The following is a 26,796-nucleotide window of genomic DNA, read 5'->3' as shown; positions in this document are numbered from 1 at the left end:
AGGCGACGGTCAGTGGCTTGCGATCTAACGGACTCGCGGCGCGGTGTCAACTCGAACGCTCACGGCACCTCGGTGGAAAATCGAGCCAATACAATACGTTAATCTGTGTGGTATCATAATACTTCATTTATTTCCGCCCAGTTCCGAACCCAACCTACTCCATCCTCACATCACCTGGGTTCGATAAACCCGCCCAGTCGTTCGCTAAATCATACAACGCACGACGTCACATCCTTCGCGAAAGGCTATATTTCGCGAAAACTCTGGATATGGGGCAGACCAGGGGCCTTGGCGCACCGGCGCGCTTCGCACTCAGCAGGAAAGGCTCGCACGCTCCGGCCTGGGCACATCTCGTCACATGCATTCTCACGCCTCCGTACGCGATGGAAACATCGTATCAAGAGATGGGATGCGTCTCACTCACGGCAAGGCGTAGGTGCCGGTCGCGTGGCAGACGATGTCGGCGCTGCCCTCCGACACGATGGCCACCTCCCCCATCACAAGGCGTCGTCCGACCTTCAGCAGCCGACACTTGGCCATGAGGTCGCGCTGCAGGGGCTTGCGGAGGAAGTTGAAGCTCAGATTGGTTGTCACGGCCAAGGCGATCGGCCCGAGAGAGCCGAGAATCGCCGCATAGAGCACGTAGTCGGCCAGCGCCATCATGGCCGGCCCCGAGATGGTGCCGCCCGGGCGCAGGTGGCGCTCCTGATAGGCCATCCGCATCCGGGCCGAATGGGGACCGATCTCCTCGATGAAACAGGACTGTCCCCCATGATGCATCTGAGGAAATTCCCGCTCCAGGAAGGCCTCGACCTCCTCCTTGGTCATGACAGGGCTCGGGGGCGTTTTCAGCATGGCTGTCTCATTGAACGTGGGCCTTACTTCCCATACGGTTGGGTCATGGACCACGACAATTACTCGAACGACTATATCCGGGGCATCCTCCAGACCGTGAAGACCATCGCGCTGGTGGGGGCTTCGCAGAACCCGGCGCGACCGAGCTGGATCGTCATGAAATACTTGGCCGACAAGGGCTACGACGTCATTCCGATCAACCCGGGACTGGCCGGGAAAGAACTCCTGGGCAAGACGGTTTATGCACGGCTCGCCGACATCCCGCATCCCGTGGACATGGTGGAGATCTTCCGCAATTCGGAGGCTGCAGGCCCCATCACGGACGAGGCCCTGTCCTTGGATCCGCTGCCGAAAGTGATCTGGATGCAGCTCTCGGTGCGCAATGACGAGGCTGCCAAACGGGCGGAAAACAAGGGCGTTCAGGTGGTCATGAACCGCTGCCCGAAGATCGAATTCGGGCGGATTTCCGGGGAAATTTCCTGGCAGGGCATCAACTCCCGGATGCTCTCATCCAAGAAGCCGGTCCTTGCGGGTAAAGGGTTTCAGAAGCTCAGCCTGAACAGGCCCCGCTGAGCGGCTGCCTTGACCGAAGAACAATTTGTTCTTTATAAAGAACCATCGGGAGGGTGTGAGCGCGTCGCCGTGCGCGTCATGGTGAAACATTCCAAGATCACGCATTCCAAGATCACAAAACCTCAGATCACGACCTCGGAGAGATAGATATGGGTGAGCGGGCACCGGGTTTCGAGACCCTGGCGATTCATGCGGGCGCGGCTCCGGATGCGGCGACGGGCGCGCGGGCGACGCCGATCTACCAGACGACGTCCTTCGTCTTCGACGACGTGGACCACGCGGCCTCGCTCTTCGGGCTCCAGGCCTTCGGCAATATCTATTCCCGGCTCGGCAACCCCACCAATGCGGTGCTGGAGGAGCGGGTCGCGGCGCTGGAGGGCGGCACGGCGGCGCTCGCGGTGGCGTCCGGCCACGCGGCGGAGTTCCTGGTGTTCCACACCCTGCTCCAGCCCGGCGACGAGTTCGTGGCGGCCAACAAGCTGTATGGCGGCTCGATCAACCAATTCAACCATTCCTATAAGAACTTCGGCTGGAATGTGGTCTGGGCCGATGCGGACGATCCGGCGAGCTTCGAAGCCGCCATCACGCCAAAGACCAAGGCGATCTTCATCGAATCCATCGCCAATCCGGGCGGCGTGATCGTCGACATCGCGGCCATCGCGGCCATCGCCAAGCGGCACAACATCCCGCTCATCGTCGACAACACGATGGCGTCCCCCTACCTGATCCGCCCCTTCGAGTTCGGGGCCGACATCGTGGTGCACTCGGCCACCAAGTTCCTCGGCGGCCACGGCAATTCCATCGGCGGCGTCATCGTGGACGGCGGCACGTTCAACTTCGGGGGCGACGACCGCTATCCGATGCTGTCCAAGCCCCGTCCCGAATACGGCGGCATGGTGCTGGGCGAAACCTTCGGCAATTTCGGCTTCGCCATCGCGTGCCGGGTGCTGGGCCTGCGCGATCTCGGCCCGGCGCTGTCGCCCTTCAACGCCTTCATGCTGCTCACCGGCATCGAGACCCTACCCCTGCGGATGCAGCGCCATTCCGACAACGCGCTGGCGGTGGCGGAGCATCTGGCGGGCCACGGCAAGGTGTCCTGGGTCAGCTATCCGGGCCTGACGAGCGACCGCTACCACAACCTCGCCAAGCAATATTGCCCCAAGGGCGCGGGGGCGGTCTTCACCTTCGGGCTGAAAGGCGGCTACGAGGCGGGCGTGAAGCTGGTCTCGAACCTCAAGCTCTTCTCGCACCTGGCCAATATCGGCGACACCCGCTCCCTGGTGATCCACCCGGCCTCCACCACCCACCGCCAGCTCACGGACGAGCAGAAGGTGAAGGCGGGAGCAGGCCCCGAAGTCGTGCGCCTGTCCGTCGGCCTGGAGGACAAGGCCGACCTCATCGACGACCTGAATCAGGCCCTCGACGCCGCGTAAGCCTTGCGGCCCCAAGGGTTTACACTCCAAGGGTTTCGCGCCCCCTTCCCGTCATGGCCGGGCTTGACCCGGCCACCCACGCCCCGCGCCCGAAGACGAGGATCCCCGGGTCGGGCCCGGGGATGACGACGGTGGGAGGCGATGCGAGCGCTCACCCGGTCGCCCCCCAACCAGCCCTCCGGCTGCGCTCCCCTTGATAGGAGGGCCCGGCACGTCGAGGGTCAGGGGCACTCAAGGGAAGGAAGCAGAGGTATTCGACCCCTCCTTGACGGGAAGCGCGGATACCAGCCTCCCGATGGCCATTTTCGCCCGATCCGAATCCCTCAATCCTCCGGTTCGTCAAAACGGCGGGGTGAAACACGGTGTAACGGGCGTTGCACATTTTGCGCCCCGATCCGCCCGAGATTCCTGCGGATAAGCGCAACGATGTTCTATTTTTGTTCTTGACGTGAGGAGCGGCTTGCGGCCCGATGGTCGCATGGTTGGACCGGTCTATCGCCTCTCGCCGTTCGCCCCCGCCCGGCCCGACAGGAGCCCGCCGGATGGCCCTGCGGTGCCCATGCGCCCCCGCAAGCCACGGCCCCGCCGCAAGGGCGACCCGCACGGGCCCGAAACCCTCGACCGCATCCGCGCCTATGTGGAGAAGACCACCCTCTCCTACCGGGAGATCGCGGCCCGCACCGGCACCTCCGCCGCGACCGTGTCGCGCCGCGCCAAAGCCGGAGGCTGGGCGCGTCCCGGCGCCGAGCCCTTGGAGCACTTCACCGAGGAAGGGCGCCGCCGCTTGCGCCGACACGCCCTGGCGGAGCGCCTGATGCGCCAGACCGAGCGCTGCGTGGAGCGCCTGGAGCAGGCACCCGCCCCCGAACCCGCCGAGATCCGCCGGGCGCTCAGGCTCGCCCGCGCCGCCGCCTCCTTCGACCGGGTGGACCGGCCGCGACGGAAGCCGCGACGCCGGCGGCTCAAGGCGAAGGTCCATCCGCACCGCCCGTGACACGGGCCGCCCCTACCCTTCGCCCCTGCGGGGACGGGGGCCGCAAGGGCCGGGTGGACGTGGAGACGTCAGGCCCCTCGGATCATCGGAAAGGTGCAACCGCCTCACCGTCATGGCCGGACTTGATCCGGCCACCCACGTCTTGCAGCGTGGCCCGTGAATCTCCGGGCCAAGCCCGGGGTAACGGCGGCATGCACTGCGCTCACACCGAACCGACAGGCACTGCGCACGGTCCAACGCCGATCGTCATGAGCGGCGGCCGGTCATCCGCAAGAAGGCCCGGAACGGCATCGTCATCCGCTCGCTCATGGGAGGATGACAGCGGGATGGGGCGAGACGGCTAGGTGGCTTCTCGCTCGCGCGTCTCCTCGCCGGTGCGAGCTTCCGCCGGCGTCGAGGCCCCCCAAAGGGACGCGGCGACGATCAATGCGCCACCAACCCAAGCGGAGGGAGAAAGGCTTTCGCCGAGCCATGCCATGGCGAAGAGAGCGCCGAAGACGGGCTCCGTTCGCATCAGCAGACCGACGCGGCTCGGCGACATCCGTCGGACGGCATAGGTTTGCACGAAGAAGGCAAAGATCGTGCAGACGAGCACGAGATCGAGCGTGTTTCTTTAGAAGGTTGGCGACGCCGGGAGCGGCGACGCAACGCCCGCGCTCACGGAGGAAGCAGCAGGTCCGCGGCCTCCTCCAGATTCTTCACCTCGGCATAGGGCCGCCAGTCCGGGTTGCCGTCCTCGCCCCGACGGTTCACCCAGATGCCGCGCAGGCCCAATTCATGACGGGCCTTCATGTCCCAGTACATGCCCATCGCCACGTGCACCGTCTCGTCGGGTCTCACGCCCATCCGGCGGTAGCCGAACGCGAAGAGTTGCGGCGAGGGCTTGTAGGCCCCCGCCTGTTCCGCCGTGACGACGAAATCGAAGGGAACGCCGATGCGCGCCACCGTGGGGGCGATCAGATCGTCGTCGGAATTGGTGAAGATCGCGAGCCTGTAGCACTCGCGCAGGCGCTCCAGCGCCGCCGGAACCTCGGGATGCGGACCCATGGTGGCCGGCGAGGCCGCGACCCGTTCGATCTCGTCCGCGCGGGGAGCCAAGCCATGCTCCGCGAAGGCCGCCGCGAAGCCCTCCCGCAGAATTGTTTTGTAGAGGCGGTGGGGCCTCTCGGCCGTGAGGCGGCGACCCTGCGCCGAGAAGCTGTCGAGGATCGCCGGGGCGAGCGCAGGGCTCGCGCCGTGGGCGGCCAGCACTCGCCCGATCTCACGCTCCAGCACCTCGTACCACTGCACGAGGGTGCCGTAGCAATCGAAGGTGATCACCTTCGGGGCGGGATCGAGGGAGAACGGCGCGTCAGATTCGGGCATCGGCGGGGCCTGGTTCGGGCGGATCGCGGACGTCGCGTCGCCACCGCCGGACAACGGGAATGCGGCGGGTTGGGTTCGGCGCCCCCTGGAGGATCCCGCGGCCTTCGGCTGTCCCGAAGGCAGGCTCAACGAGATCCGCATTGCGAGGCCCCGTCCGCCGTGACCCTATGGGCCATGTCGGACCTTTCCCCCTGGCTCCTCCTCGTCACCGGCCTCACCTTTTTCCTCGCGGGGATCGTCAAGGGCGTGACCGGCATGGGGCTGCCCACGGTGGCCATGGGCGTGCTCGGCGCGATCATGCCGCCCGTGGCGGCGGCGGCGCTCCTCGTCGTGCCGTCCTTCGTCACCAATCTGTGGCAGCTGCTGCGCGGCCCCGGCCTCGGCGGGCTGGCGCGGCGCTTCTGGCCCATGATGGTCGGGATCGTGGCCGGCACCCTCGCGGGATCGTCCCTGCTGGCGGGAGGCTCCACCCGCTGGACCACGGCGGGCCTGGGCCTCGCCCTCGTGGCCTATGCGGCCTTCGCGCTCTGGGGGCGGCAGCCGAAGGTGCCGTCCCGCCTGGAGGGGCCGCTCTCGCCCGCCATCGGGCTGGCGACCGGACTCGTCACGGGCGGCACGGGCGTCTTCGTCATTCCGGCCGTGCCGTATCTCCAGGCTTTGGGCTTGCCCAAGGACGATTTGATCCAGGCGCTGGGGCTCTCCTTCACGGTCTCCACCATCGCGCTCGCGGCGGGGCTCGCCTGGCGCGGCGCCTTCGCGCTCGACGGCCTTGCCCTCTCGGCCCTGGCAGTCGCGCCCGCCCTCGCCGGCATGTGGCTCGGCGGGATCTTGCGGGGCCGCGTGAGCCCCACAACCTTCCGCCGCTGGTTCCTGGCCGGGCTGCTGCTCTTAGGCGTCGAGCTTTTCGCGAAAGCGGTCCTGCGGGGTTGAGGATCCGGATCGTTCCGGCGTCGCGGCCGCGCCGGGAGCACGCTCAGGAGCGCCGCCGCCCCGTCCTGCGCGTGATCGCCCAGAACAGCACCACGGCGAGGATCGACGTGACGGGCCAGTGGAACCACATCCGCTGGATGCCGGTGAAGAGGTTGATGAGGATGAGGAGCGGCACCGAGACCAGCATCGCCGCGATGGCGGGCGGCATGTCCCGGAACAGCCCGGCCATGCCCTCGGCCCGTGGCGCGCGCGCCGGAACGGGCATCGCGGCGGCGGAAAGGTTAGAGGCGCCTCCTCCGGCCGTCACCCGGTAGCTGATCACGGGAAGTGCCACATTCTTCACGGGCCGGGGCCCGAGGTTCTCGAAGCCGACCGAGAGCTTGTTGTGCACCTGGTCGTAGACTGGGCCCGAGACCAGGATGCCGCCGGGCTCCGCCATCTCCTGGAGGCGCGCCGCGATGTTGACCCCGTCGCCGTAGATGTCGCCCCCGTCCACCATCACGTCACCGAGGTTGATCCCGATGCGGAAGCGCATGCGCCCGTCCCCGGACGGACCCGGCTCCGGGCTCTCGGGCGCGCCGGAATCCGGATGCCCCTCCTCGCCCTTCAGCTCGGCCTGGATCTCCACGGCGCATTGCACCGCCTCGACCACGCTGGCGAATTCCGCGATGACGGCGTCGCCCCAGGTGTTGACGATCCGGCCGTCATGCCGCTCCACGAGCGCCGCCATGGCCGCCCGCGCCCGCCGCAGCGCTGCCAGCGTCCCCGGCTCATCCGCCCCCATCAACCGCGAATAGCCCTGCACATCCGCGCAAAGCACCGTGGTCAGCCGCCGCTTCACCCTCTCGTTCATGGGCGGATGATAGCGGGATTTGGCGGGAGGGATAGGTGGGGCGGCAGAGGGGGCAAACTCACGTCTGGAAGCAGAGCGAAACTGGGGGGTCCGGCAATACAGGATAGTAGAAAGTATAAACCTCCACTCTTGCGGAAAATGGGATTCATGTCACAATAATCACCATCACATTACTTATCGTGAAGTATCAGCAGAGTGCTGGTTCATGTGCGAAACAAGCCTATAGAGCAGCTAGTCCACTGAACGATGCAGGGGGAGCAGTGTATGGCGACAGTGACGTTTGCCGAGACGAATCTTCAAAACAAGTTGTCGGAAGCCTTCGGAGGCGGGTTTTCATCCTCAGGGCCCCATACGAACGGTACCACAAAGTCTTACTATTATTCGGTCAGTATGGGACCACCCCTCAACATTTCCCTCAAATCCGTCACGCTACTGGACTACAATTCAAGTCTCATCTTCGTGGGTGAGGCCATTTCGCTTGCAGGCCTCTACGGTGTTCCCTGGGCGACTGTAACGGACGTTGTGTACCTCAAGTCGACCTTCGACACGTTCATGACCGGCGACTCCGCTACTGCCGCCGCCAAAATCTTCGCAGGCGCGGATACGGTGATCGGCAATCGATTTAACGACATTCTCGAAGGCTTCGGTGGCGACGATACTCTCACCGGCGGCAAAGGGAATGATACGGTCATTGGCGGTGCCGGAACGGACACCGCGATCTTCTCCGGCAAGCGCGCGGATTACGCCGTCGCGATTGCGGAGGACGGCACCGTCACGGTGGCCGATCAACGCGTCGATGCGGACGGCGCGGATACGCTCGTCGGCGTCGAGGCGTTCCAGTTCGCGGACGGCACCGCGCGCTCCCTCGACGTTCTGGCGACCGTGCCCGTCGCTCCGACCGCCATCACGCTGTCGAGTGCGTCGATCCTCGAGAATAGTGCGGGCGGCACCGTCGTGGGCACGCTCGGCGCGGTGGACGCGAACGGTGGCGCTTTCACCTTTCTGCTGAAGGATCCCGCCGGGGGCCGCTTCGCGCTGAAGGACGGCCAGATCGTGGTCGCGGACGGCGCAACGATCGATTTCGAGACGGCCGCATCCCATGCGGTCACTCTCCAGGTGACGGACAATTGGGGCCTGACTTTCGAGCAGACACTCACAATCACGGTGACCGATGCGGTCGAAGCCCTGCGCGGGACGGGCAAAGCCAACAAGCTCGTTGGCGGAAGCGGCAGCGACATCCTCTACGGCCTCGGCGGCAAGGACGTGCTGTCCGGGAAAAGCGGCCGGGACGTCTTCGTCTTCAACACCAAGCCCGGCGCCAACAACGTCGACAAGATCACCGACTTCAACGTGAAGGACGACACGATCTGGCTCGATAACAAGATCTTCGCAGCGCTCGGCAAGAAGGGCTCTGAGCTAAAGCCCGCGCTTCTCAAGAAGGCATTCTTCACCCTGAGCGGCGCAGCCGGTGACGCCGACGATCACCTCGTCTACGACAACACGACGGGTGCACTCTCATACGATGCCGACGGCAACGGGGCATCCGCTCCTATCAGGATCGCGACCCTGAAGGCGGGGTTGAAGCTGACCTACAAGGATTTCTACGTGGTTTGATCCCGCCCCGGCAGAATCAAGTGCTCCGGTCGCGAGGAAACCCGCAGCACGCGACCAAACCGTCCGCCGGTCGTTCCCCTCCCCGCCACCGCCCGCAACACCCCGCACACGCTCCACACCGTCCCCAGCACCATCGCGGTCGCGCAGAGTAGCGCGAGCGCCTGGATCGGCTCGGATGCCGTGTGGAATTTGTTGAGGGCGTCGGCGATGATGGAATACGGGGCGGGGTTGAGGCTTTCCATGTGCGGGCTCCCAGGGAAATGGCCACCAGCGGGGTGCTGGTGGCCGGGAGCTAGAAAGCCGCACTAGGACGGCCGTATTGGCCTTTCGGCTTGCGCCTTGGACATACGCCAACACCTCCCGGCCATAGGGGCAAGGAGGCATCGTTGCGGTCGATGCCGACCGCCTAGTGCGGGCTTTCTAGGTCCCGGAGCCGGATGCGTCCGGCTCTGGTAACCGCGTAACATGAGGAGGGCCCGGCGGGCAACGTGGCGCGCGGCGTCCCCGGCCGTTCAATACGGCGTGCCGTCCCTGTGCCGGTCGCCCTCGGCCGTGGAGTAGCGCAGGTCGATGTCGGGATAGTCCGCGACGTCCTCCTCGGTGCGGCGGGAGCCCATCTCCAGGATGAGCGCCGGTCGCGCGGAACGGTTCTGGAGGTGGTGGCCGTCGGGGTCGCCGGCCTTGAAGCCCGCGCAATCCCCCGCCCGCAGGATCTCCTCGCGGCCCTCGGTCACGAGCACCACCTCGCCCTCCAGAATCCACACGAACTCGTCCTCGGCCGAATGCCAGTGGCGCTGACTCGACCATGCGCCCGGCGACAATTCCAGCAGATTGACGCCGAACTGGGTGAGCCCGGCGACGTCGCCGAGGGCCCGCCGGACGCGGTCCCGGCAGGGAACGTCGTAGGGCGCGGGGTAGTCCGAGCCCCGGGCCACCCGCGCCGCCGCCTGATCGATCTTCGCCATGAATCCTCCCTTCCGGGGAATCCGTGCTCCCGGTGCGGGCCCAGACTGGCACCCCGGCGGCAGGCTGGGAAGAGCACGCTGGGGAGGGCCCGCTAGCGCCAGCCGAGCGCCGGGGCCACGTGTTTCAGGATCGCCTCGATCACGTGGGCGTTGTAGTCGACGCCGAGCTGGTTCGGCACCGTGAGCAGCAGGGTGTCGGCCTCCGCGATGGCCTCGTCGGCGCGCAGCTCCTCCACCAGCCTGTCGGGCTCCGCCGCGTAGGAGCGGCCGAAGATCGCCCGCATGTTGTCGATGATGCCGACCTGATCGCCCTCCTTGCCGCGCCCGAAATAGGCGCGGTCGCGGTCGTCCACGAGGGCGAAGATGGAGCGGGAGACGGAGACACGGGGCGCGCGGGCATGGCCCGCCTCCGTCCAGGCCTCCCGGTAGCGGCGGATCTGGCGCGCCTGCTGCACGTGGAAGGGCTCGCCCGTCTCGTCCTCCTTGAGGGTCGAGCTTTGCAGGTTCATGCCCTGCCGCGCCGCCCAGACGGCGGTGGAATCGGAGGCCGAACCCCACCAGATGCGCTCGCGCAGGCCCTCGGAATGTGGCTCGAGGCGCAGCAGGCCGGGCGGGTTGGGGAACATGGGGCGCGGGTTCGGCTGGGCGAAGCCCTCGCCCCGGAGCACGTCGAGGAAAACTTCCGTGTGCTGCCGGGCCATGTCGGCGTCGCTCTGGCCCTCCTGCGGCTGGTAGCCGAAATAGCGCCAGCCGTCGATCACCTGCTCGGGCGAACCCCGGCTGATGCCGAGCTGCAAGCGCCCGCCGGCGATGAGGTCCGCCGCGCCCGCGTCCTCCGCCATGTAGAGCGGATTCTCGTAGCGCATGTCGATCACGGCCGTGCCGATCTCGATGCGCTTCGTGCGCGCCCCGACGGCGGCGAGCAGCGGGAACGGGGACGCGAGCTGGCGCGCGAAGTGGTGGACGCGGAAATACGCCCCGTCCGCCCCGAGCTCCTCCGCCGCGACCGCGAGGTCGATGGATTGCAGGAGCGTGTCCCGCGCCGAGCGGGTCTGCGAGCCCGGCGAGGGCGACCAATGGCCGAACGAGAGAAAACCGATCTTCTTCATGGGGCGCTCCGATCCGATCTCCGGCCCGCGCGGCCCATGGGCTGCGGCGTCCGCCGTATCCGTATGTGGGGATTCCTTATGGCTTCGCCGATGGCAGATCAATCGGCCCTCGCCCCGTTGCGGGCGGGGAGCCGGTCTGCCATCCTGGCGCAGGAGACGGCGACGAATAGATGACGAAAGCGCCCCGCACGCAGCTTTCCAGGAGCTTGGCCGCCGGCCCCGCTGCCCCGGTCCCGCGCCTTCTGCCGGGCGGCAACCCCCAGATCGCCAAGGGCGACGGCGAGGGACCGGTGCGGGCCTACATCGCCGCGATGCCGGGCTGGAAGGGTGACATCGGCCATCGGCTCGACGCGCTGGTCGCCCGCACGGTGCCGGGCGTCCGCCGGGCCGTGAAGTGGAACTCGCCGCTCTACGGCGTCGAGGGCGGGGGCTGGTTTCTCGGGATGCATTGCTTCACGGCCTACATCAAGCTGGCCTTCTTCAACGGCGCGGCCCTGACCCCTCTGCCGCCGGTCGCGTCCAAGGACCCGACCACTCGGTACTGCCACATCCGCGAGCGCGACCCGCTCGACGAGGCGCAACTGTCCGACTGGATCCGGCAGGCTGCCGAAAGGCCCGGATGGAACGGCTAGGTCCGACCGCTTCGCACCCCGCCGCAACGCAGCATCTCGCCCGTCCCGGCCCGTCCCAGCCCGTCCCAGGGCCGGGCCCAGGCCGATCCCACGCGCTGCTCCGCTGATAGGTAGATTCCCTAGGGCTGCTCCGCATGGCAGCGGAGCCCCGCTCCCACAGGTTAAAGCGGGCCCGCATCGCCTTGAGCGTGCCCCGCTCGCGGTGGTGCGGCCCCTCTTGAGTCCGACCCGGAGGCCGTCATGGATGCCAATCCTCATGCCCAGTCAGGCGGAGCGCCAGTGATCGAGCCCCTGGTCGATGCCAGGTATGGAGCCCTCGTGCCGCCTCAGGACGACATCCGCGAACAATTCGTCGCGGCGATTCCCAGTCTCCGAGCCTTCGCGATTTCCCTGACGGGCAATGTGGACCGCGCCGACGATCTGGTGCAGGAAGCGCTCCTGCGGGGCCTCGACAACATCGACCGCTTCACGCCGGGCACGAGCCTGACGGCTTGGCTATTCACCATCCTGCGCAATCAGTTCTACACCCATTACAGGAAGCTCAAGCGCGAGGTTCCCGATCCGGACGGGCATATCGCCGGGGCGCAGGCGACTATGCCCGACCAGGAGAGCCCGCTCTACCTGCACGACGTCTGGAAAGCCCTGCACAAGCTGCCCCCCGAGCAGCGCGAGGCGCTTCTCCTCACGGCGGCGGAAGGTCTGGGCTACAAGGAGGCGGCCGAGATCTGCGGCATCGAGATCGGGACGATCAAGAGCCGGATCAATCGCGCCAGATCGAAGCTGGCCGAAATCCTGGGCCACGAGTGAGGGCTAAGGCTCCCGCGTTCTCGCCGGACACGACGTGTTGCTCGGTGCCACAGCGCCGAACCGGGACAAGAGCCGCTGCATGTCGGGAATCATGGGGAGCCGCCGCGGCCGGCTGACCCCAGGCCCTCAATCGTTGAACTCCTAGGGGATATCACGTAGGTTCCGTACGCGGGTCCATGTAAGAAGCATGGACACACCAGCGGATGGCGGACATGGCTCGCTCGACCGGGTCCTGGCCTCACGGCGGCGGGACCATGAGGACTCTGATCCGCCGGCATGATTGGGCGGAGACGCCGCTCGGTCCCATCGAGACGTGGCCGTCAGGCATGCGGACGACGATCGACCTCGTCCTGGGAAACGGGTTTCCCATGGTCGTCCTCTGGGGCTCCGAACTCATCCAGATCTATAACGACGGCTACGCGGCAATCTTGGGCAACAAGCACCCGGCCGGGCTGGGTCGGCCCACCCGTGAGGTCTGGCCCGAGGTCTGGCACATCAACAAGCCGATCTACGACCGCGTCTGGAAGGGCGAAACCTGCACCTTCGAGGATGCCCTCTACCCCCTTTCTCGGGGCGGTGTGCTGACGAACGCTTGGTTCACCCTCACCTACAACCCGGTCTGGGACGACAGGGGCGCCGTCGCCGGTATCCAGGTGACCATATTCGAAACCACGGCGCAGCACTTGGCCCAGAGGGCGCTGCGGGAGAGCGAGCAGCGGTTCCGGGCCCTGGTCACGGCCGGGACCTTCATGATGTACCGCATGAGCCCTGACTGGCGGCAGATGTACCAGTTGTCCGGCCGGGACATCCTGGCCGACACGGTCGAGCCCATTGAGGACTGGGCGGACAACTATCTTCCGCCGGACGATCGCCCGGCGATCTTCGCCGCCATCGACGAAGCCATCCGGACCAAATCCCTGTTCGAACTCGAGCATCGCGTGAACCGCGCCGATGGCGGGATCGGGTGGGTCGTGTCGCGCGCCGTTCCGATCCTCGGACCCGACGGGGAGATCGTGGAATGGTTCGGCACCGGCACGGACGTGACCGAGCGGCGGGAGGCGCTGGATCGGCTGCGCAGCAGCGAGGCGGCATACCGGGCGGAGCTGATGCGACAGGTCGACGAGCGGCCGGCCGAGCTGATGTCCAGCCGCGACCTCCTGCAGGCCACCATGGATTCCTCGATGGACATGATCCAGGTCTTCGCGGCCATTCGCGACGAGGCCGGCGAGATCGTCGACTTCCGCTGGCTTTTGAACAACCACACCTCGGAGAGCAAATACGGCGAGGTGCGAGGCGAAAGCCTGCTGGAGCGCAACCCGGGCGTGGTGCAGGAAGACATTTTCGGCGCCTTCAAGCGTGTGACCGAGAGCGGAAAGGCCGAGATCGCCGAGCACTATTACCCCCACGAGCAGTTCAACGGATGGTTTCTTCAATCGGTCGTCAAGCTCGGCGACGGCGTGGCGACGACCACCAAGGACATCACGGACTGGAAGAGCGCCCCAGACGAGGTTCTCCGCCTCCAGGACCAGATCGCGAGATCCAAGCTCGAGGAAAGCGAGCAGAAATACCGGCAGCTGTTCGATGCGATGGACGAGGGTTATGCGTTGTGCGAGGTCGTGCGCGACGCACGGGGCGATGCCGTGGACTATCGCTTCGTGGAGGTGAATCCCGCTTTCGAAAAACTCACGGGGCTCAGCGCCTCCCAGGTCAAAGGGCGTCTGCGCTCCGAGGCGATTCCGATCCCGGACGAGCGCACCTTGACGATGGCGGCGGAGGCGGTCGCATCCGGTCGGCCGAACCGGTTCGAATACTTCAACGAGGGTCTCGGCCAATGGTACGAGGTCGGGTTGTTCCCGCATGAGGACGACCGCTTCGCCTCCCTGTTCGCCAACATCACCGAACGCAAGCAGGCGGATCTGGAACTCAAGGCCGAACTGGCCGCCATGGTGCGGCTGCACAAGCTCGCGCAGCGCGTCGTGGTCGAGAGCGATCTCACAGTTCTGCTCGGGCTCATCCTGGATGCGGCCGTGGAGATGTCAGCGGCGCAATTCGGCAATGTCCAGCTTCTCGATCCGGCGAGCGGCAAGTTGCGGATTGCCGTCTCTCAGGGTTTCGAGCAGCCCTTCCTCGACGCGTTCGCGGCAGTCGATGCCGCCGATGTTTCGGCCTGCGGCCGGGCTTTGACACTCCGGCAATCCGTCGAGATCACCGACACCGAACGGGACGAGGAGTTTCGGCCCCGGGTGGAGGATGCGCGTCGCGCCGGCTTCAGGGCCGTCCTGTCGACGCCGCTTGTCGGATCGGACGGAGAACCGATCGGGATGCTCTCCACGCATTGGCGCGAGCCCCACCATCTCTCCGAGCGGGAAAAGCGTCTCAACGACATCTGCGCCCGCCTCGCCAGCGTGGCCGTTCGGTCTCATACGGCCCATGCGGCCCTGCAGGAGAGCGAGGAACGTTTACGGCAATTCGGCGAGGCGTCCTCGGACGTGATCTGGATCCGCAACGCGAGGAGCCTGCAGTTGGAGTATCTGAGTCCTGCCTTCGAGACGATCTACGGCCTCGGCGTCGAGGAGGCGCTGAAGGGCGACAACTTCAAGGGTTGGGCACGAATCATCGTGCCGGAAGACCGTGACCGTTCGCTCGAGTGCATCGCGGAAGTCCTCGAAGGGAAGCGGGTAAGGTTCGAGTACCGCATCAGGCGGCCCGTTGACGGCAGGATCCGGTGGCTTCGCAACTCCGACTTTCCAATCTGCGACACAAAAGGGCACGTGATCCGCATCGGAGGAATCGGGCAGGACGTCACGAAGTTGAAGGAGGCCGAGGCGGCCTTGCATGAAAGCGAGAAACGCCTGCGCCAGTTCGCCGAACATTCCGCGCATATCCTTTGGGACCTCGACCTGGAGACGGAGACGCTGACCCATCTGGGCGCTCGGTTCAAAATGCTCTGGGGATCCGCCGTGAACGTTCCCACCCGCCTGCATGACTGGATGCAGTCGATCTATCACGAAGATCGCGACCGCGTCGCGCGTGCGTTGGACCAAGTTCGGCTGGGCGAGGTCGTGGTCGAGGAATACCGGATCCTCCGCCCGGATCGGACGATCCGTTGGCTGCGGGACACGTTCTTCCCGATCCGGAGTGCCGAGGGACGCGTCCGCCGTATCGGCGGGCTGATGCAGGACATCACGCAGCAAGACGGGCATTTCGTCTATGCGATCGACAGCAACAACGCGTCCGCCGAGAGCTTGGCGGGAATGCTGAGGAGCGCCGGATACAACGTCCGCCGATTCACCTCCGCCGCGGGCTTCCTGGCGGCGGCGCCCGCGCTCGCGCCCGGCTGCGTCGTGTGCGACGTGGGCGATCCGGGCTCGGGCGGCGTGGCGGTGCTGCGGGACATCAAGGCGCAGAGAGTCGACCTGCCCGTCATCGTCATTGGCGATCCCGGTGGAGACGTGCTCTACGGCGTCAGGGCCATCAAGGCGGGAGCCGCCGATTTTCTGTCGATTCCCTATACGCGGGAGGACCTCCTCGCGGCCGTGGCCAGCGTGACGAACCGCGTCCAGGCTCGGGAGACCAAGGGCCAGGAGGCCGATCAGGCGAAGGCCCGCATCCACTCCCTGCCGGAGCGCGAGCGGGCTGTGTTGGAGGGGCTGCTGGCGGGCGGCACCAACAAGACCATCGCCCTCGATCTCGGCCTGAGCCCCAGGACCGTGGAGATCTACCGCGCCCGCGTGATGCAAAGGCTCGATGTGCAGACGCTGCCCCAGCTGGTGCTTCTCGCCGCCAAGGCGGGGGTGGAGCCGAAGACACAGGTCGGCGCGCTTTTCGAAGACGAGGAATGAGCGCGCCTCGTACTTTCGGGCGTCCTACCGGTCCGTCGAGACCGTTGTCCTGAGTGGGGCCTCCCGCAGGTTGCTCTCGCGCACGACGCGGGCAATGCGGCCCACCGAGTCGGTCACAAGATATTGCCGCTCGCCGTCCGGAAGATGCGGCATCGCGCCGACGATGCGGCACACGCCCTCCGCGCCGAAACTGTGGACGACGAGTTGGCCTGAAGCGAAAGCGTTGTGCATGGCAACACCCTCCTGCCTGAACGGTATGAGATCACCTCTCAACGGCGGGGCTTGCCGAATGTTCGAACCTTGAGCTTATTCATTCGTCGGGCCGGGCGCGGTGCCCCTCGAAACGCCGTGCCGCCGCTCCACTTTCAACCCGGAGTCCGATTGACCGCAGGAGACCCCATGACCCGCGAGGTGACCGACGCCGACGGAATCGTCTGGAGCTGCATCCAGGCCTTCGCGGGGCTTGGCAACGATCCCGAAAAGGTCGAGGCCGCCCGCGTGGACGGCGCGAAGGACCGGGTGCACGTGGTGTGCACCCCGGCCGGCGGAGCGCAGTCGGTTCGCGTGGAGCTTCCCCTGGACTGGGAGGGGCACGACGACGACGCCATTCTGGGCGCGATCCGGCGCGAGCGGGAATCCGCAGCCTGAGCGCCGGTCAGCGCGCCGGACGCCCCGCCCGCGAGCGCCAATAGCCGAGAACGGTGAAGAACAGCCAGAAGGATTGCGTGACGAAGGACGGCAGGTTGAAGTCGTAGATCAGCGAATAGAGAATGAGGAGCGCGCCGAGACCGTTGAGCAGCGCGTAGGCGCGCTCCTCGACCTTGAGGCGGCCGAGCTGCAGCAGCCCGTAGGCCGACAGGTAGGCCGCCACGCCGATCAGACCGACGATATCCGCAAAGCTCATGGTGGCGCGTCCCGAATCGTTGCCGAGGTGAGCGTCCCTTCTACGCCATACGAGCGCGCTTTCATGCCCCGCCTCGCAGCTCCCTGACAGCCCGTCCGAGCACGTCGAAGACCAGCGGGTCCTGCGATTGGGCGACGTTGACCCGCATGAAGCCGCCCGAGCGCTGCGACGCGCTGAAGACGTTGCCGGGCGCCAGGACCACGTTCTCGTCGAGGCAGCGGCGGGCGAGCGCCGCGGAATCGACGCCGTCCGGCAGGCGGCACCAGAGATAGAACCCGCCCCGCGGCATGAGCCAGGGACGGATGCCGAGGGGCTCGAGCCGCGCGGCCACGTCGCGCCGCGCTCGTTCGAGGCGCCTGCGCAGATCGTCCATGTGCTTGCGGTATCCCCCTCCGGCGAGAATGGCCGCCACGATCTCCGTCGCCACGGGGCTCGGCCCTCCGAAGCACGTCGCGACCTGGAGATCGACCAGCCCCTCGATCCAGTCCGCCCGCGCGGCGATGTAGCCGCACCGCACCGAGGCCGAGAGGGTCTTCGAGAAGCTGCCGATGCGGATGACCCGCTCCAACCCGTCGAGTACGGCCAGGCGCGGCGAGGGATCGGGCTCGAAATCCGCGAAGATGTCGTCCTCGACGACCGTGAGGCCGTGAAGCGCGGCGGCTCTCAGGATCCGGTGCGCGGTTTGAGGCGAGAGCGTTCCGCCCGTGGGGTTATGCAGGGCCGAATTCGTGATGTAGAGCCGGGGCCGCTCCTCCGCCAGCGCAGTCTCGAAGGCGCCGACCTCCGGCCCGGCCGGCGTGTACGGGACGCCGACGATCCGCACCTGGTGCGCGCGCAGCAAGGCCTGAAAATTGAAGTAGCACGGATCGTCCACGAGCACCGTGTCGCCGGGGCGCAGCAGGAAACGGCCGATCAGGTCGATGGCCTGCGTTCCCGACGCGGTGAGCATGAGCTGGGCGGGCGCGACGTCCAGTCCCTCCTCGGCAAACCGGCCCAGCAGCCAGCGGCGCAGGGACGCGGCGCCCCGTGTGCTGCCGTATTCGACTAGCAAGGCCTCGTCGGCGCGGGCGAGGTTTCGCAGGGCCCGCCTGAGAGGTGCGTGTGGCATCCAATCGGCCGGAAGCCAGCCGCATCCCGGCTTCAAGGTGCCCGGATCCGCGTCGAGGGATTGCCGCGAGACCCAGAACGGGTCGACCGCCCGCTCCCGGCGAGGCTCCGAATGGGCGAGCGCCATGGGCGGCGTGCCCGCTCCCGTCACGTAGAAGCCGGACCCGCGCCGCGAGCGGATGATCCCTTCCGCCGCGAGACGGTCATAGGCTTCCACCACGGTGGACGGCGACACCCCCATGGTCGCCGCCAGGCGTCGGATCGAAGGCAGGCGATCGCCCGCGCCGAGCGCCCGCCCGGCGATCTTCGACCGGATCGCGGCCATCACGGCGCCCGTGCGCGACACGTCTCGTTCAGCCATCCTTGCCCGTCCCCATTGTGCTGACCGTCATACCCATACAGTTCGGCACAATTGTATGGAAGCGTGCCTGTTCACGCCAGGGGCGAGCCGATACCTCTCTTGGGACGGAGGACGCACACCATGGATCGCACGACGGCCGGCTGGGGAAGCGGCCTTCTGGGAGTGGTCATCTTCAGCGGCTCGCTCCCGGCCACGCGGGTTGCCGTGTTGGACTTCTCGCCCTTGTTCCTCACCTCCGCCCGTGCCGTGATCGCCGCCCTGCTGGGAGCCGCCTGCCTCGCCCTGTTTCGCGCGCCGCGGCCGCGGCGGACGGACCTCATGTCCCTCGCCATCGTGTCCCTCGGCGTCGTGGTGGGGTTTCCGCTGCTCACCGCGCTGGCGCTCCAGCACGTCGCGGCGGCCCGCTCCATCGTGTTCGTCGGATTGCTGCCCCTCGCCACGGCACTTTTCGGTGTGCTGCGGGGCGGCGAGCGGCCCAGCCCCGCCTTCTGGCTGTTCTCCGGCCTGGGAGCCGCGACGGTGGCGGGGTTCGCCCTCATCCAGGCAGGAACTGGCTCGCTCGTGGGCGACGGGCTGATGGTCGCAGCGATCCTGCTGTGCGGTCTCGGCTACGCGGAAGGAGCCGCCCTGTCGCGGAAGCTGGGCGGATGGCAGGTGATCTCCTGGGCGCTGCTCCTGTCGCTGCCGGTGATGACTGCGCTCGCCCTCGCGACCCTGCCGGCGACCTGGGGCGGAATCGGCCGGCCGGCCTGGATCGGCCTCGCCTACGTGTCGGTCTTCAGCATGCTGGTCGGGTTCGTGTTCTGGTACCGTGGGCTCGCGCTCGGCGGCATCGCGGGCGTCGGACAGTTGCAGCTCCTTCAACCCTTCTTCGGCCTGGCCCTCGCGGCCCTGCTGCTCCATGAGCCGGTCCCCTGGACGATGATCGCAGCCACGGCTCTCGTCGTCTGCTGCGTTGCCGGGGCCAAGCGGTTCGCGTGACGGCGCCGACCCGCATGGGCCTCGTCCCGGCTTGTTAAGCGACCCGAAACCGGCTACGAAGCGGCGTCGGTTTCCGAGAGGAACTAACAGGGAATTCGCGGCGGCCCCGGCCGGGGCCGCGAAACGAAACTGCCCCCGCAACTGTAGGCGGTGAGCACCCCCAACCAGCCACTGAACGTGAGTTCGGGAAGGCGGGCGGTGCGATGATCCGTCAGTCAGGAGACCTGCCGACACCCTGAAACTTGACCCGGGCGGGGTGTCCGGAGGAGAAAGCGCATGCACCAGGCCTTCACTGTGCCGACGACCCGAGAGGCGTGTTCGCGTCTGTCGCGGGTCATGCTCTGTCTGATCGGCTCCCCAATCGCAAGCATCACGACGATTGGAGACCGAATTCATGAAGATCACACAGATCGCCCTGGCGGCCGCAGCCCTGAGCTGCATGGTCGCTGGCGCTCAGGCTGAAACGACGGCATACCCTCTTGCGGTCGAGAATTGCGGGCGGACGCTGACCTTCCAGGCGGCTCCGACGAGGGTGGTCACCGTCGGACAATCGACCACGGAAATGCTCTTTGCGCTCGGCCTCGCCGACCGGGTGGTGGGCACGTCCGTGTGGTTCAACGACGTCCTGCCGGAATTCGGGGACGCCAACGGCCGCATTCCCCGCCTCGCCGACAACCATCCGGGCTTCGAGAGCGTGGCGGCCAAGCGACCTCAACTGGTGACGACCCAGTTCGAGGTGCATGTCGGACCGCAGGGTATCGTCGGAAAGCCGGAGCAGTTCCGCGAGATCGGCATCCAAACCTACGCCATGCCGGCCGACTGCGTGGGCAAGGATAATCTCACGGGCGGCGACGGCACGCGAAAGACGCGATTCACGATCGACACGGTTTACAAGGCCATCGACGACCTGTCGGCGATCTTCGATGTGCCGGACAGGGGCAAGGCCCTGAAAGCGGACCTTCAAGCCCGTGTCGCCAAGGCGACGGAACGCGCGGCGTCCCTGAACCTCAAGGATGCCTCGGCCGTGTTCTGGTTCTCGAGCGCCGACATCGATCTCGACCCCTATGTGGCGGGCCAGAAGGGCATTCCGGGCTACATCATGAACACGCTCGGCATTCGCAACGTCGTGCAATCCGACGAGGAATGGCCGACCGTCGGTTGGGAGACCATCGTCAAGGCAGACCCGTCCGTCATCGTGATCATGCGCATGGATCGCCGGCGCTTCCCGGCGGACGATGTGGAGAAGAAACTGCAATTCCTGAAAACCGACCCCGTGGCAAGCCAGATGAGCGCCGTGAAACAGGGACGCATCGTGATCGTGGATGCGCACGCGATCCACGCCTCGATCCGGATCGCCACGGGCATCGAAGCCATGGTGGACGCCATGACGAAGATCGGCGCCGCCCCGTGACCCTCGCATCGGCGGGAAAGCCCCGCGCCTCCCGCCTCGCCCTTTCGGGACGCGCCGCCCTCGCGGCGCTCCTGCTCGTGGCGGCGGTCTGTGCGGGGGCCGCCATCGGCGAAACGTCGATTCCTCTTCCGGTGATCGCCAAGGCCCTGGCCAACAGGATCTTCGCGGCGGGCTATCCGTTGGATGCCATCGACGAGGGGATCGTCTGGAACTACCGCCTCACCCGGGCCATCGTGGCGGCCTGCTGCGGCGCCGCGCTGGCGGTGTCCGGCGTGGTGCTTCAAGCCCTTCTTCGCAACGCCCTCGCCGACCCGTACATCCTCGGAATCTCGGCGGGCGCGTCGACCGGCGCCGTCACGGTCGCGATCACGGGCCTGGGAGCCGGCGCCATTTCCCTCTCGCTGGGTGCCTTCGCGGGCGCGGTGCTGGCCTTCCTGCTCGTGGCGGTGCTCGCTCGCGCTGCGGGTGGTGGCGTCAGCGTGCAGGCCACGGGGCAGATCATCCTCGCCGGCATCGCGGGCTCACAGCTCTTCAACGCCCTCACGTCCTTCATCATCACCAAGTCGGCCAATGCGGAGCAGGCGCGGGGCATCATGTTCTGGTTGCTGGGCAACCTGAGCGGCGTGCGGTGGCACGACGTTCGGCTCGCGGTGCCGGTGGCGATCCTGGGCGTCGCCGTGTGTATCTGGCACCGGCGCGCGCTCGACGCCTTCACGTTCGGATCGGATTCGGCCGCATCTCTCGGTATCCCCGTGCGGCAGGTCCAAATCCTGCTCGTCGGAACCTCGGCGCTGATGACCGCCGTGATGGTCAGCATGGTAGGATCCATCGGGTTCGTGGGCCTCGTCATCCCGCACGCTACCCGCTTTCTCGTCGGCGTGCGCCACGCGCGCCTGCTGCCCGCCTCTGCCCTGATGGGATCGGTCTTCCTCGTGGGTGCCGACATCGCCTCCCGCACAGCGATCGACGGCCAAGTCCTTCCGATCGGCGTCATCACGGCGCTGGTCGGGGCGCCGGGCTTCGCCCTTATCCTCATCCGGGGGAGACGCGGACGATGATGCTTTCATGCCACGACCTCGGATGGTCGGCACGGGGTACGCCCATCGTGCGGGATGTGAGCCTCGCGATCCGGGAGGGCGAGACTTTCGGCCTCGTCGGGCCCAACGGATCCGGCAAGTCTACGCTCCTGAGGCTCATGGCCGGCCTGCTGGAGCCTAGCCAGGGCGGCGTGCGCCTCAAGGGCGCGTCCCTCGCTTCCATGCCGCGACGGTCCGTGGCCCAGGCCCTGGCTTTCGTCGAGCAGCACGCCGAGTCGGGAGAGCGCATCACCGTTCGCGATGCCGTCGAACTCGGGCGAACCGCTTGGCTTTCCCCGCTTCAGCCCTGGACGGCCGGAGACGACGCGATTGTCGCGCGCGCCCTTGGCGATGCCGACATGACCGGCATGGAAGCACGCTTCTGGCACACGCTCTCCGGCGGCGAACGCCAGCGCGTCCATCTGGCCCGCGCTCTGGCGCAGCAGCCCGAAATTCTTCTCCTCGACGAGCCCACGAACCACCTCGACATCCAGCATCAGCTCGCGATTCTGGGTCTGGTGCGCCAGTTGCCCATCACCACCGTGATCGCCCTGCACGACTTGAACCAGGCTCTCGGCTGCGACCGTCTCGGGGTGATGCACGGGGGCCGGCTTGTCGCCCTCGGGCCTCCGGACGAGGTGCTGACCGTCCCGGTGCTGCGCGACATCTTCGGGGTGGCCGCCAGCTTCCTTATCGATCCGGCCGACGGAAGCCGCATCATCCGCTTCCATCCGGCATCCTGAACAGGTTCCTCCATGCGGCTTCCCACCCAGATCCTTGCCCTATGGCTCATCCTCCCGGCGCACGGCGTACGCGCCGAGACTTACGAGGTGCGCATGCTCAACGGCAGCGAGCGCGGCTCGATGCTCTACGAGCCCGATCACCTGTCGATCGAGCCCGGCGACACGGTGAAGTTCCTGGCAACCCAGCGAGGGCACAACGCCGCCACCGTCGACGGCTTCCTGCCGGACGGCGCCAAACCTTTCAAAGGACAGATCAATCAGGAGATCGAAGTCACCTTCACGGTGCCCGGCCTCTACGGCATCAAGTGCTCGCCTCACTACGACATGGGCATGGTGATGCTGATCCAGGTCGGGAAAGCTCCGGTCGACGAGGCTCGGATACCCGGCGGTCTTCCGAGGGGACCGGCTCGGCGCTTCTCCGAGATCCTGTCCCGCGCCAATGCCCGCTGAACGAGGAAAGATGATGCCGCTCGTCGCGCCGAAGACCGCACAAGCCATGGCTGACCATTGGTCTGCCCGCGCCCATCGTTTCGATGGCGCGGCCTCCCACATCCGCCACCGGGCGGAATGGAAGCGGGTGCTGGCAGCCGCCCTGGGAGAGCGGAGCCTGGACGTGGTGGATCTCGGCGCCGGCACCGGTGCCTGCGCGCTGATCGCGGCCGAACTCGGCCACCGCGTCACCGCCATCGACGGGTCGGAGGGGATGCTGGCCCATGCGCGGGCAAGTGCTGCGGAGCGCGGGCTGTCGGTCCGGTTCGTGAAGGCCACCATGGACGAGGCCGGACTGGCCGAGGCGAGCGCCGACGCCGTCACGTTGCGCAACGTGCTCTGGACCCTGGAGAACCCATGCGCCGCCCTCGCGCTGGCGTGGAGAATCCTGCGTCCCGGCGGAACGCTGCTCGTCTCGGACGGCATGTGGCGCAAACCTGGACAGGAGCGCGAGGCGGTCGAGATCTTCGGGGTGGAGTTGCCCTTCTATAATGGGCTGACGGAGGCCGATGCCCGCGCCTTGCTGCGCGATGCGGGCTTCCTCGACCCGAAGCCGTGGCACGGTCTGTTCTCCGTGAATCCTTACGATGCCTACGGCGAGATCCCCTTCTTCCTTCTGACCGCGACCAAGCCAGCGGGCTGACCTCGAAGGGTCATCGGCCCCACCGTCGTGCGCGCTGACGTTCCGTGCTAGGAATCGGCCAGCCGGAGCGCCGGCTTGGGGGGTCTTGCCATGCTGGGACTTGTCAGGGAGATCGTATCGGGCGTCAGAGCAATAGCACGCCGCGAGGCGTGGGCGATCGGAGGCCTGGTGCTGTCCTGGGCGGCGCTCGCCGCGCCTCTGACCGATCCGGCTCTGGCGCAGGATGCCGGGCCGAGGCCAGTGAGCGACGCGCAGGTCCAGGCCCTCGTGCCCGAAATCGAGGCCTACATCGCCAGCGGCATGAAGGCCTATGATTCTCCGGGCCTCGCCATCGGCATCGTGGCCGGGGACAAACTGGTCTACGCCAAGGGGTTCGGCATTCGCGCCAAGGGCGGGAGCGACCCCGTGGACACGAAGACCGTGTTCCAGATCGGGTCCGCCACCAAAGCCTTTCTGGCCGCCACCTTGGGGATCATGGTCGACCGCAAGCGCTTCGCCTGGGACGACCGCGTCGTGGACCTCCATCCCGATTTCCAGATGAAGGACCCGTGGGTCACGCGGGAGTTCCGCGTCTTCGACCTCCTGGCGCAGCGGTCCGGTCTTCCCGCCGACGTGAACGACACCCTTGGCATCCTCGGCATCGACGAGGCCGGGATGATCCGCTCCCTGCGCCACGTGGAGCCGACTTCGAGCTTCCGGTCCACGTTCTCGTACACCAACATCACCCACCTGCTCGCCGGCCGCATCGTCGCCACGGCCGCAAATGCTCCGGACTGGAACGCGGTCCTACAGGCCGAACTCCTCCAGCCGCTGGGAATGGCGGATACGTCCCACAGCGCGAAGGCCATCGAGGCGGCCCCCAACCATGCGGGCGGCCACCGCTGGACCCCGAACGGCACGGTGCAAGTGCCGTTCACCCGGCTCTTCCCGTACGATTTCGGAGGTGCCGGGGACATCAACTCCACCGTCGAGGATATGTCGCGCTGGCTGCGGCTGCAGTTGGGACGGGGCGCCCTGGACGGTAAACGCCTCCTGTCGACGGAGAGCCTCACTTTCACGCACACGCCGAAGATCGCCATGACGGAACAGCTCTCCTATGCCTTCGGCTGGGTGGTGCAGCAGACGCCCGGCGGCACCATCGTCTGGCACAACGGCGGCACGCCGTCCTTCGGGTCCTATGTGGGCCTCCTGCCGAACCGCGACCTCGGCATCGTGGTTCTCACCAACGAGACCAATGTGGGTTTCCCGGATGCCATCGGACTCTGGGTGCTCGACCGCGTCCTCGGCAATGCGCGGGTCGATCACGTCGCGAATGGTCTCGCGCGGGCTAAGGCAGGTGTCCAGGCGTCCGATGCGCTGTTCGCCAAGCCCGCCGACCCGCGCCCCTTCCCGCCCCTCGCGCCGCTCGCGGGGACCTACGCGAACCCGAGCTTCGGCAAGGTTTCCCTCGCCGTGGAGGGCGAAGGACTGACGATGGAGCTCGCAGCCACGGGTGCGAAGCTCCGGCTCGATCCTTGGAATGGCGACGTGTTCACGGTGCGGATCGTCCCGCTCGGCCCTTACGCGGCCATGGCGGAGAACCTGGGCCCCGCACCGAACGCCTTCGTGCAGTTCCAGATCGACGGCCAGGGGAAGCTCGACACCTTCCGGCTCTCCATGGATGACGGGCAGGCCTATACGTTCGGCCGCGAATAGGAGGCGGCCTTGACGGGGGACGCGCGCTGTCGCGCTTCGTCTCCCGTCTGGTTGCCCGGCTCCTACGCGATGCGCACCACGGCGTGGCGCTTGCGGCCGGCGCTGAGGGTCAGCGAGCCCGCCTTCAGGTCCGCCAGGGCCGCCAAGGCGCCCTCATCGGCCACGGTCTCGCCGTTGAGCCTCGCTCCGCCGCCCTTGATGAGACGGCGACCTTCCCCGCGCGAGGCCACGAGCCCGGCCCTGTGCAGCAGGGTCGCGACCGGCACGCCGTCACCGAATTCGTCCGGCGCGACGAGGATGCTCGGGAGGCCTTCGCCCGTCTCGCCGTCCGCGAAGGTGCGGCGCGCCGTGGCGGCTGCGGTCGCGGCGGCCTCCCCGCCATGGGCGAGGCGCGTCGCCTCCGTGGCGAGGGCCTCCTTGGCCTCGTTGAGGCCCGCCCCCTGCAGCCGCCCGAGTCGGCGGACCTCGTCCATGGGCAGTTCGGTGAAGAGCCGAAGGAAGCGGGCGACGTCGTCATCCTCCGTGTTGCGCCAGAACTGCCAGAACTCGTAGGGGCTCAGGCGCTCGGCATTCAGCCACACGGCTCCGCGCGCCGTCTTGCCCATCTTGGCGCCCGACGACGTGGTGAGCAGCGGTGTCGTCAGGCCAAAGAGCTGCCGTCCGTCGGTGCGGCGGGCGAGGTCGATGCCGTTGACGATGTTGCCCCATTGGTCCGAGCCTCCCATCTGCAGGACGGCGCCGTGGCGGCGGGAGAGCTCCAGGAAATCGAAGGCCTGGAGCACCATGTAGTTGAACTCCAGGAGCGTGAGCGGCTGCTCCCTCTCGAGGCGCTGGCGGACGCTGTCGAAGCCCAGCATGCGGTTGACGGTGAAGTGCGTACCGAAATCGCGCAGGAAAGGCAGGAAGCGCAGCGGGTCGAGCCATGCGGCGTTGTTCACCATCACGGCATCGGTCGGCCCGTCGCCGAACGCGAGGTAGCGCGAGAAGGCCCGCTTGAGCCCCTCGACGTTGCGGGCGATCTGCTCGTCGCCCAGGAGTGGTCGGCTCGTGTCGCGGAAGCTGGGATCGCCGATCTGGGTCGTACCGCCGCCGATCAGCACGATGGGCTTGTGCCCTGCGCGCTGAAGCCAGCGCAGCGCCATGATCTGCACCAGGTGCCCGGTATGCAGGCTGTCCGCCGTCGCATCGAACCCGATATAGGCCGCGACCGGTCCGCCCGACATCGCCGCATCGAGCCCGCCCAGGTCCGTGGATTGGTGAATGAAGCCGCGTTCCGTGAGCGTTCTCAGGAAGTCGGATGTGGGGATCGTCATCTGGGGTCTCCTTCAGGCTTGGCTGGAAAGCCGCAACCCGGAGACCTGATCACCAAAAGACAATGCCGCCGGAATGCGGCGGCATCGAACGTCTGGTCGCA

27 protein-coding genes and 1 riboswitch are annotated in these 26,796 nt (G+C 67.0%); of the genes, 16 read left to right on the top strand and 11 right to left on the bottom strand.

Annotation, left to right across the window (positions count from 1 at the left end; translation table 11 throughout):
- Positions 1–420: 420 nt before the first annotated feature.
- Positions 421–855: a PaaI family thioesterase gene (locus ILT42_RS16585; protein ID WP_229428717.1), complete on the bottom strand. Its 435-nt coding sequence runs from the start codon at positions 853–855 to the stop codon at positions 421–423.
- Positions 856–900: 45 nt separating this feature from the next.
- Here ILT42_RS16585 and ILT42_RS16580 point away from each other — a divergent pair, with 45 nt between their 5' ends.
- From ILT42_RS16580 to ILT42_RS16570, 3 genes are all read left to right on the top strand, one after another.
- On the top strand, positions 901–1,428 hold the full coding sequence (locus tag ILT42_RS16580) for a CoA-binding protein (RefSeq protein WP_204216817.1): 528 nt from the start codon (positions 901–903) through the stop codon (positions 1,426–1,428).
- A gap of 149 nt (positions 1,429–1,577) precedes the next feature.
- Positions 1,578–2,861: an O-acetylhomoserine aminocarboxypropyltransferase gene (locus ILT42_RS16575; protein WP_204216816.1), complete on the top strand. Its 1,284-nt coding sequence runs from the start codon at positions 1,578–1,580 to the stop codon at positions 2,859–2,861.
- Between the two features lie 478 nt (positions 2,862–3,339).
- Positions 3,340–3,855, top strand: a complete 516-nt coding sequence (locus ILT42_RS16570) for a helix-turn-helix domain-containing protein (protein WP_204216815.1) — start codon at positions 3,340–3,342, stop codon at positions 3,853–3,855.
- Positions 3,856–4,195: 340 nt separating this feature from the next.
- On the opposite strand, the gene ILT42_RS16565 is transcribed toward ILT42_RS16570, so the two are convergent.
- Together ILT42_RS16565 and ILT42_RS16560 are read right to left on the bottom strand one after the other, a co-directional pair.
- On the bottom strand, positions 4,196–4,450 hold the full coding sequence (locus tag ILT42_RS16565) for an EamA family transporter (RefSeq protein ID WP_204216814.1): 255 nt from the start codon (positions 4,448–4,450) through the stop codon (positions 4,196–4,198).
- A 62-nt stretch (positions 4,451–4,512) separates the two neighbouring features.
- Positions 4,513–5,220, bottom strand: coding sequence for a haloacid dehalogenase type II (locus ILT42_RS16560; protein ID WP_204216813.1), 708 nt, complete (start codon positions 5,218–5,220; stop codon positions 4,513–4,515).
- Positions 5,221–5,394: 174 nt separating this feature from the next.
- On the opposite strand from ILT42_RS16560, the gene ILT42_RS16555 reads away from it, so the two are divergent.
- Positions 5,395–6,150 (top strand): sulfite exporter TauE/SafE family protein, encoded by a 756-nt coding sequence (locus ILT42_RS16555; RefSeq protein WP_204216812.1) that lies wholly within the window; start codon positions 5,395–5,397, stop codon positions 6,148–6,150.
- A 43-nt stretch (positions 6,151–6,193) separates the two neighbouring features.
- On the opposite strand, the gene ILT42_RS16550 is transcribed toward ILT42_RS16555, so the two are convergent.
- A complete protein-coding gene (locus ILT42_RS16550; RefSeq protein WP_204216811.1) occupies positions 6,194–7,003 on the bottom strand; it encodes an adenylate/guanylate cyclase domain-containing protein in 810 nt (269 codons plus the stop codon).
- A gap of 390 nt (positions 7,004–7,393) precedes the next feature.
- Here ILT42_RS16550 and ILT42_RS16545 point away from each other — a divergent pair, with 390 nt between their 5' ends.
- Positions 7,394–8,617, top strand: a complete 1,224-nt coding sequence (locus tag ILT42_RS16545; RefSeq protein WP_204216810.1) for a hypothetical protein — start codon at positions 7,394–7,396, stop codon at positions 8,615–8,617.
- Here ILT42_RS16545 and ILT42_RS16540 read toward each other — a convergent pair.
- The 3 genes from ILT42_RS16540 to ILT42_RS16530 all read right to left on the bottom strand — a co-directional run bounded on the left by ILT42_RS16540 (position 8,605) and on the right by ILT42_RS16530 (position 10,691).
- Positions 8,605–8,859, bottom strand: a complete 255-nt coding sequence (locus ILT42_RS16540; protein ID WP_204216809.1) for a hypothetical protein — start codon at positions 8,857–8,859, stop codon at positions 8,605–8,607. The two genes, ILT42_RS16545 and ILT42_RS16540, sit on opposite strands and share 13 nt — an antisense overlap.
- A 270-nt stretch (positions 8,860–9,129) precedes the next feature.
- Positions 9,130–9,582 carry a cupin domain-containing protein gene (locus tag ILT42_RS16535; protein ID WP_204216808.1) on the bottom strand — a complete coding sequence of 151 codons (453 nt, stop codon included), beginning with the start codon at positions 9,580–9,582 and terminating at the stop codon, positions 9,130–9,132.
- 92 nt (positions 9,583–9,674) lie between these two features.
- Positions 9,675–10,691, bottom strand: coding sequence for an LLM class flavin-dependent oxidoreductase (locus tag ILT42_RS16530; protein ID WP_204216807.1), 1,017 nt, complete (start codon positions 10,689–10,691; stop codon positions 9,675–9,677).
- A gap of 170 nt (positions 10,692–10,861) precedes the next feature.
- Here ILT42_RS16530 and ILT42_RS16525 point away from each other — a divergent pair, with 170 nt between their 5' ends.
- The 3 genes from ILT42_RS16525 to ILT42_RS16515 all read left to right on the top strand — a co-directional run bounded on the left by ILT42_RS16525 (position 10,862) and on the right by ILT42_RS16515 (position 15,972).
- A complete protein-coding gene (locus ILT42_RS16525; RefSeq protein WP_204216806.1) occupies positions 10,862–11,323 on the top strand; it encodes a DUF1801 domain-containing protein in 462 nt (153 codons plus the stop codon).
- Between the two features lie 240 nt (positions 11,324–11,563).
- Positions 11,564–12,130, top strand: coding sequence for a sigma-70 family RNA polymerase sigma factor (locus tag ILT42_RS16520; protein ID WP_204216805.1), 567 nt, complete (start codon positions 11,564–11,566; stop codon positions 12,128–12,130).
- Between the two features lie 212 nt (positions 12,131–12,342).
- Positions 12,343–15,972, top strand: coding sequence for a PAS domain-containing protein (locus ILT42_RS16515; RefSeq protein ID WP_204216804.1), 3,630 nt, complete (start codon positions 12,343–12,345; stop codon positions 15,970–15,972).
- 24 nt (positions 15,973–15,996) lie between these two features.
- Here the strand turns inward: ILT42_RS16515 and ILT42_RS16510 are convergent, their stop codons facing one another.
- The gene (locus ILT42_RS16510) at positions 15,997–16,203 is read right to left on the bottom strand and encodes a hypothetical protein (RefSeq protein ID WP_204216803.1); all 207 of its coding nucleotides are present in this window, start codon (positions 16,201–16,203) and stop codon (positions 15,997–15,999) included.
- A gap of 168 nt (positions 16,204–16,371) precedes the next feature.
- Between ILT42_RS16510 and ILT42_RS16505 the strand changes: the two genes are divergently transcribed.
- Positions 16,372–16,620: a hypothetical protein gene (locus ILT42_RS16505; RefSeq protein ID WP_204216802.1), complete on the top strand. Its 249-nt coding sequence runs from the start codon at positions 16,372–16,374 to the stop codon at positions 16,618–16,620.
- A gap of 7 nt (positions 16,621–16,627) precedes the next feature.
- On the opposite strand, the gene ILT42_RS16500 is transcribed toward ILT42_RS16505, so the two are convergent.
- Positions 16,628–16,876 (bottom strand): CBU_0592 family membrane protein, encoded by a 249-nt coding sequence (locus ILT42_RS16500; protein WP_204216801.1) that lies wholly within the window; start codon positions 16,874–16,876, stop codon positions 16,628–16,630.
- A gap of 61 nt (positions 16,877–16,937) precedes the next feature.
- Positions 16,938–18,344 (bottom strand): aminotransferase-like domain-containing protein, encoded by a 1,407-nt coding sequence (locus ILT42_RS16495; protein ID WP_204216800.1) that lies wholly within the window; start codon positions 18,342–18,344, stop codon positions 16,938–16,940.
- 120 nt (positions 18,345–18,464) lie between these two features.
- Here ILT42_RS16495 and ILT42_RS16490 point away from each other — a divergent pair, with 120 nt between their 5' ends.
- From ILT42_RS16490 to ILT42_RS16460, 7 genes are all read left to right on the top strand, one after another.
- On the top strand, positions 18,465–19,325 hold the full coding sequence (locus ILT42_RS16490; protein ID WP_204216799.1) for a DMT family transporter: 861 nt from the start codon (positions 18,465–18,467) through the stop codon (positions 19,323–19,325).
- Between the two features lie 50 nt (positions 19,326–19,375).
- Positions 19,376–19,571, top strand: a riboswitch (cobalamin riboswitch).
- A gap of 148 nt (positions 19,572–19,719) precedes the next feature.
- Positions 19,720–20,736, top strand: a complete 1,017-nt coding sequence (locus ILT42_RS16485; protein WP_204216798.1) for an ABC transporter substrate-binding protein — start codon at positions 19,720–19,722, stop codon at positions 20,734–20,736.
- A gap of 71 nt (positions 20,737–20,807) precedes the next feature.
- Positions 20,808–21,794, top strand: coding sequence for a FecCD family ABC transporter permease (locus ILT42_RS16480; protein WP_229428731.1), 987 nt, complete (start codon positions 20,808–20,810; stop codon positions 21,792–21,794).
- Positions 21,791–22,555 (top strand): ABC transporter ATP-binding protein, encoded by a 765-nt coding sequence (locus tag ILT42_RS16475; protein ID WP_204216796.1) that lies wholly within the window; start codon positions 21,791–21,793, stop codon positions 22,553–22,555. Before ILT42_RS16480 ends, ILT42_RS16475 begins: the two co-directional genes overlap by 4 nt.
- 12 nt (positions 22,556–22,567) lie before the next feature.
- Positions 22,568–23,005: a pseudoazurin gene (locus ILT42_RS16470; RefSeq protein WP_204216795.1), complete on the top strand. Its 438-nt coding sequence runs from the start codon at positions 22,568–22,570 to the stop codon at positions 23,003–23,005.
- A gap of 10 nt (positions 23,006–23,015) precedes the next feature.
- Positions 23,016–23,687, top strand: a complete 672-nt coding sequence (locus tag ILT42_RS16465; protein WP_204216794.1) for a class I SAM-dependent methyltransferase — start codon at positions 23,016–23,018, stop codon at positions 23,685–23,687.
- A 90-nt stretch (positions 23,688–23,777) separates the two neighbouring features.
- The gene (locus ILT42_RS16460) at positions 23,778–25,382 is read left to right on the top strand and encodes a serine hydrolase (protein WP_204216793.1); all 1,605 of its coding nucleotides are present in this window, start codon (positions 23,778–23,780) and stop codon (positions 25,380–25,382) included.
- 62 nt (positions 25,383–25,444) lie between these two features.
- Here the strand turns inward: ILT42_RS16460 and tyrS are convergent, their stop codons facing one another.
- On the bottom strand, positions 25,445–26,695 hold the full coding sequence (gene tyrS / locus ILT42_RS16455) for a tyrosine--tRNA ligase (RefSeq protein ID WP_204216792.1): 1,251 nt from the start codon (positions 26,693–26,695) through the stop codon (positions 25,445–25,447).
- Between the last annotated feature and the right edge of the window lie 101 nt (positions 26,696–26,796).

It is taken from the genome of Microvirga pudoricolor (assembly GCF_016892705.1).
In the GTDB taxonomy this organism is placed as follows: Bacteria; Pseudomonadota; Alphaproteobacteria; order Rhizobiales; family Beijerinckiaceae; genus Microvirga; species Microvirga pudoricolor.
Note: the sequence above shows the minus strand (reverse complement) of the source record. Positions and strands in the feature narration are given on the sequence as shown.

Bases quoted from the DNA above. Each gene is read 5' to 3' on its own strand.
- ILT42_RS16585 (WP_229428717.1), bottom strand. From the start codon at position 855: ATGCTGAAAACGCCCCCGAGCCCTGTCATGACCAAGGAGGAGGTCGAG.
- ILT42_RS16580 (WP_204216817.1), top strand. From the start codon at position 901: ATGGACCACGACAATTACTCGAACGACTATATCCGGGGCATCCTCCAG.
- ILT42_RS16575 (WP_204216816.1), top strand. From the start codon at position 1,578: ATGGGTGAGCGGGCACCGGGTTTCGAGACCCTGGCGATTCATGCGGGC.
- ILT42_RS16570 (WP_204216815.1), top strand. From the start codon at position 3,340: ATGGTTGGACCGGTCTATCGCCTCTCGCCGTTCGCCCCCGCCCGGCCC.
- ILT42_RS16560 (WP_204216813.1), bottom strand. From the start codon at position 5,220: ATGCCCGAATCTGACGCGCCGTTCTCCCTCGATCCCGCCCCGAAGGTG.
- ILT42_RS16555 (WP_204216812.1), top strand. From the start codon at position 5,395: ATGTCGGACCTTTCCCCCTGGCTCCTCCTCGTCACCGGCCTCACCTTT.
- ILT42_RS16550 (WP_204216811.1), bottom strand. From the start codon at position 7,003: ATGAACGAGAGGGTGAAGCGGCGGCTGACCACGGTGCTTTGCGCGGAT.
- ILT42_RS16545 (WP_204216810.1), top strand. From the start codon at position 7,394: ATGGGACCACCCCTCAACATTTCCCTCAAATCCGTCACGCTACTGGAC.
- ILT42_RS16540 (WP_204216809.1), bottom strand. From the start codon at position 8,859: ATGGAAAGCCTCAACCCCGCCCCGTATTCCATCATCGCCGACGCCCTC.
- ILT42_RS16535 (WP_204216808.1), bottom strand. From the start codon at position 9,582: ATGGCGAAGATCGATCAGGCGGCGGCGCGGGTGGCCCGGGGCTCGGAC.
- ILT42_RS16530 (WP_204216807.1), bottom strand. From the start codon at position 10,691: ATGAAGAAGATCGGTTTTCTCTCGTTCGGCCATTGGTCGCCCTCGCCG.
- ILT42_RS16525 (WP_204216806.1), top strand. From the start codon at position 10,862: ATGACGAAAGCGCCCCGCACGCAGCTTTCCAGGAGCTTGGCCGCCGGC.
- ILT42_RS16520 (WP_204216805.1), top strand. From the start codon at position 11,564: ATGGATGCCAATCCTCATGCCCAGTCAGGCGGAGCGCCAGTGATCGAG.
- ILT42_RS16515 (WP_204216804.1), top strand. From the start codon at position 12,343: ATGGCTCGCTCGACCGGGTCCTGGCCTCACGGCGGCGGGACCATGAGG.
- ILT42_RS16510 (WP_204216803.1), bottom strand. From the start codon at position 16,203: ATGCACAACGCTTTCGCTTCAGGCCAACTCGTCGTCCACAGTTTCGGC.
- ILT42_RS16505 (WP_204216802.1), top strand. From the start codon at position 16,372: ATGACCCGCGAGGTGACCGACGCCGACGGAATCGTCTGGAGCTGCATC.
- ILT42_RS16500 (WP_204216801.1), bottom strand. From the start codon at position 16,876: ATGAGCTTTGCGGATATCGTCGGTCTGATCGGCGTGGCGGCCTACCTG.
- ILT42_RS16495 (WP_204216800.1), bottom strand. From the start codon at position 18,344: ATGGCTGAACGAGACGTGTCGCGCACGGGCGCCGTGATGGCCGCGATC.
- ILT42_RS16490 (WP_204216799.1), top strand. From the start codon at position 18,465: ATGGATCGCACGACGGCCGGCTGGGGAAGCGGCCTTCTGGGAGTGGTC.
- ILT42_RS16485 (WP_204216798.1), top strand. From the start codon at position 19,720: ATGAAGATCACACAGATCGCCCTGGCGGCCGCAGCCCTGAGCTGCATG.
- ILT42_RS16475 (WP_204216796.1), top strand. From the start codon at position 21,791: ATGATGCTTTCATGCCACGACCTCGGATGGTCGGCACGGGGTACGCCC.
- ILT42_RS16470 (WP_204216795.1), top strand. From the start codon at position 22,568: ATGCGGCTTCCCACCCAGATCCTTGCCCTATGGCTCATCCTCCCGGCG.
- ILT42_RS16465 (WP_204216794.1), top strand. From the start codon at position 23,016: ATGATGCCGCTCGTCGCGCCGAAGACCGCACAAGCCATGGCTGACCAT.
- ILT42_RS16460 (WP_204216793.1), top strand. From the start codon at position 23,778: ATGCTGGGACTTGTCAGGGAGATCGTATCGGGCGTCAGAGCAATAGCA.
- tyrS (WP_204216792.1), bottom strand. From the start codon at position 26,695: ATGACGATCCCCACATCCGACTTCCTGAGAACGCTCACGGAACGCGGC.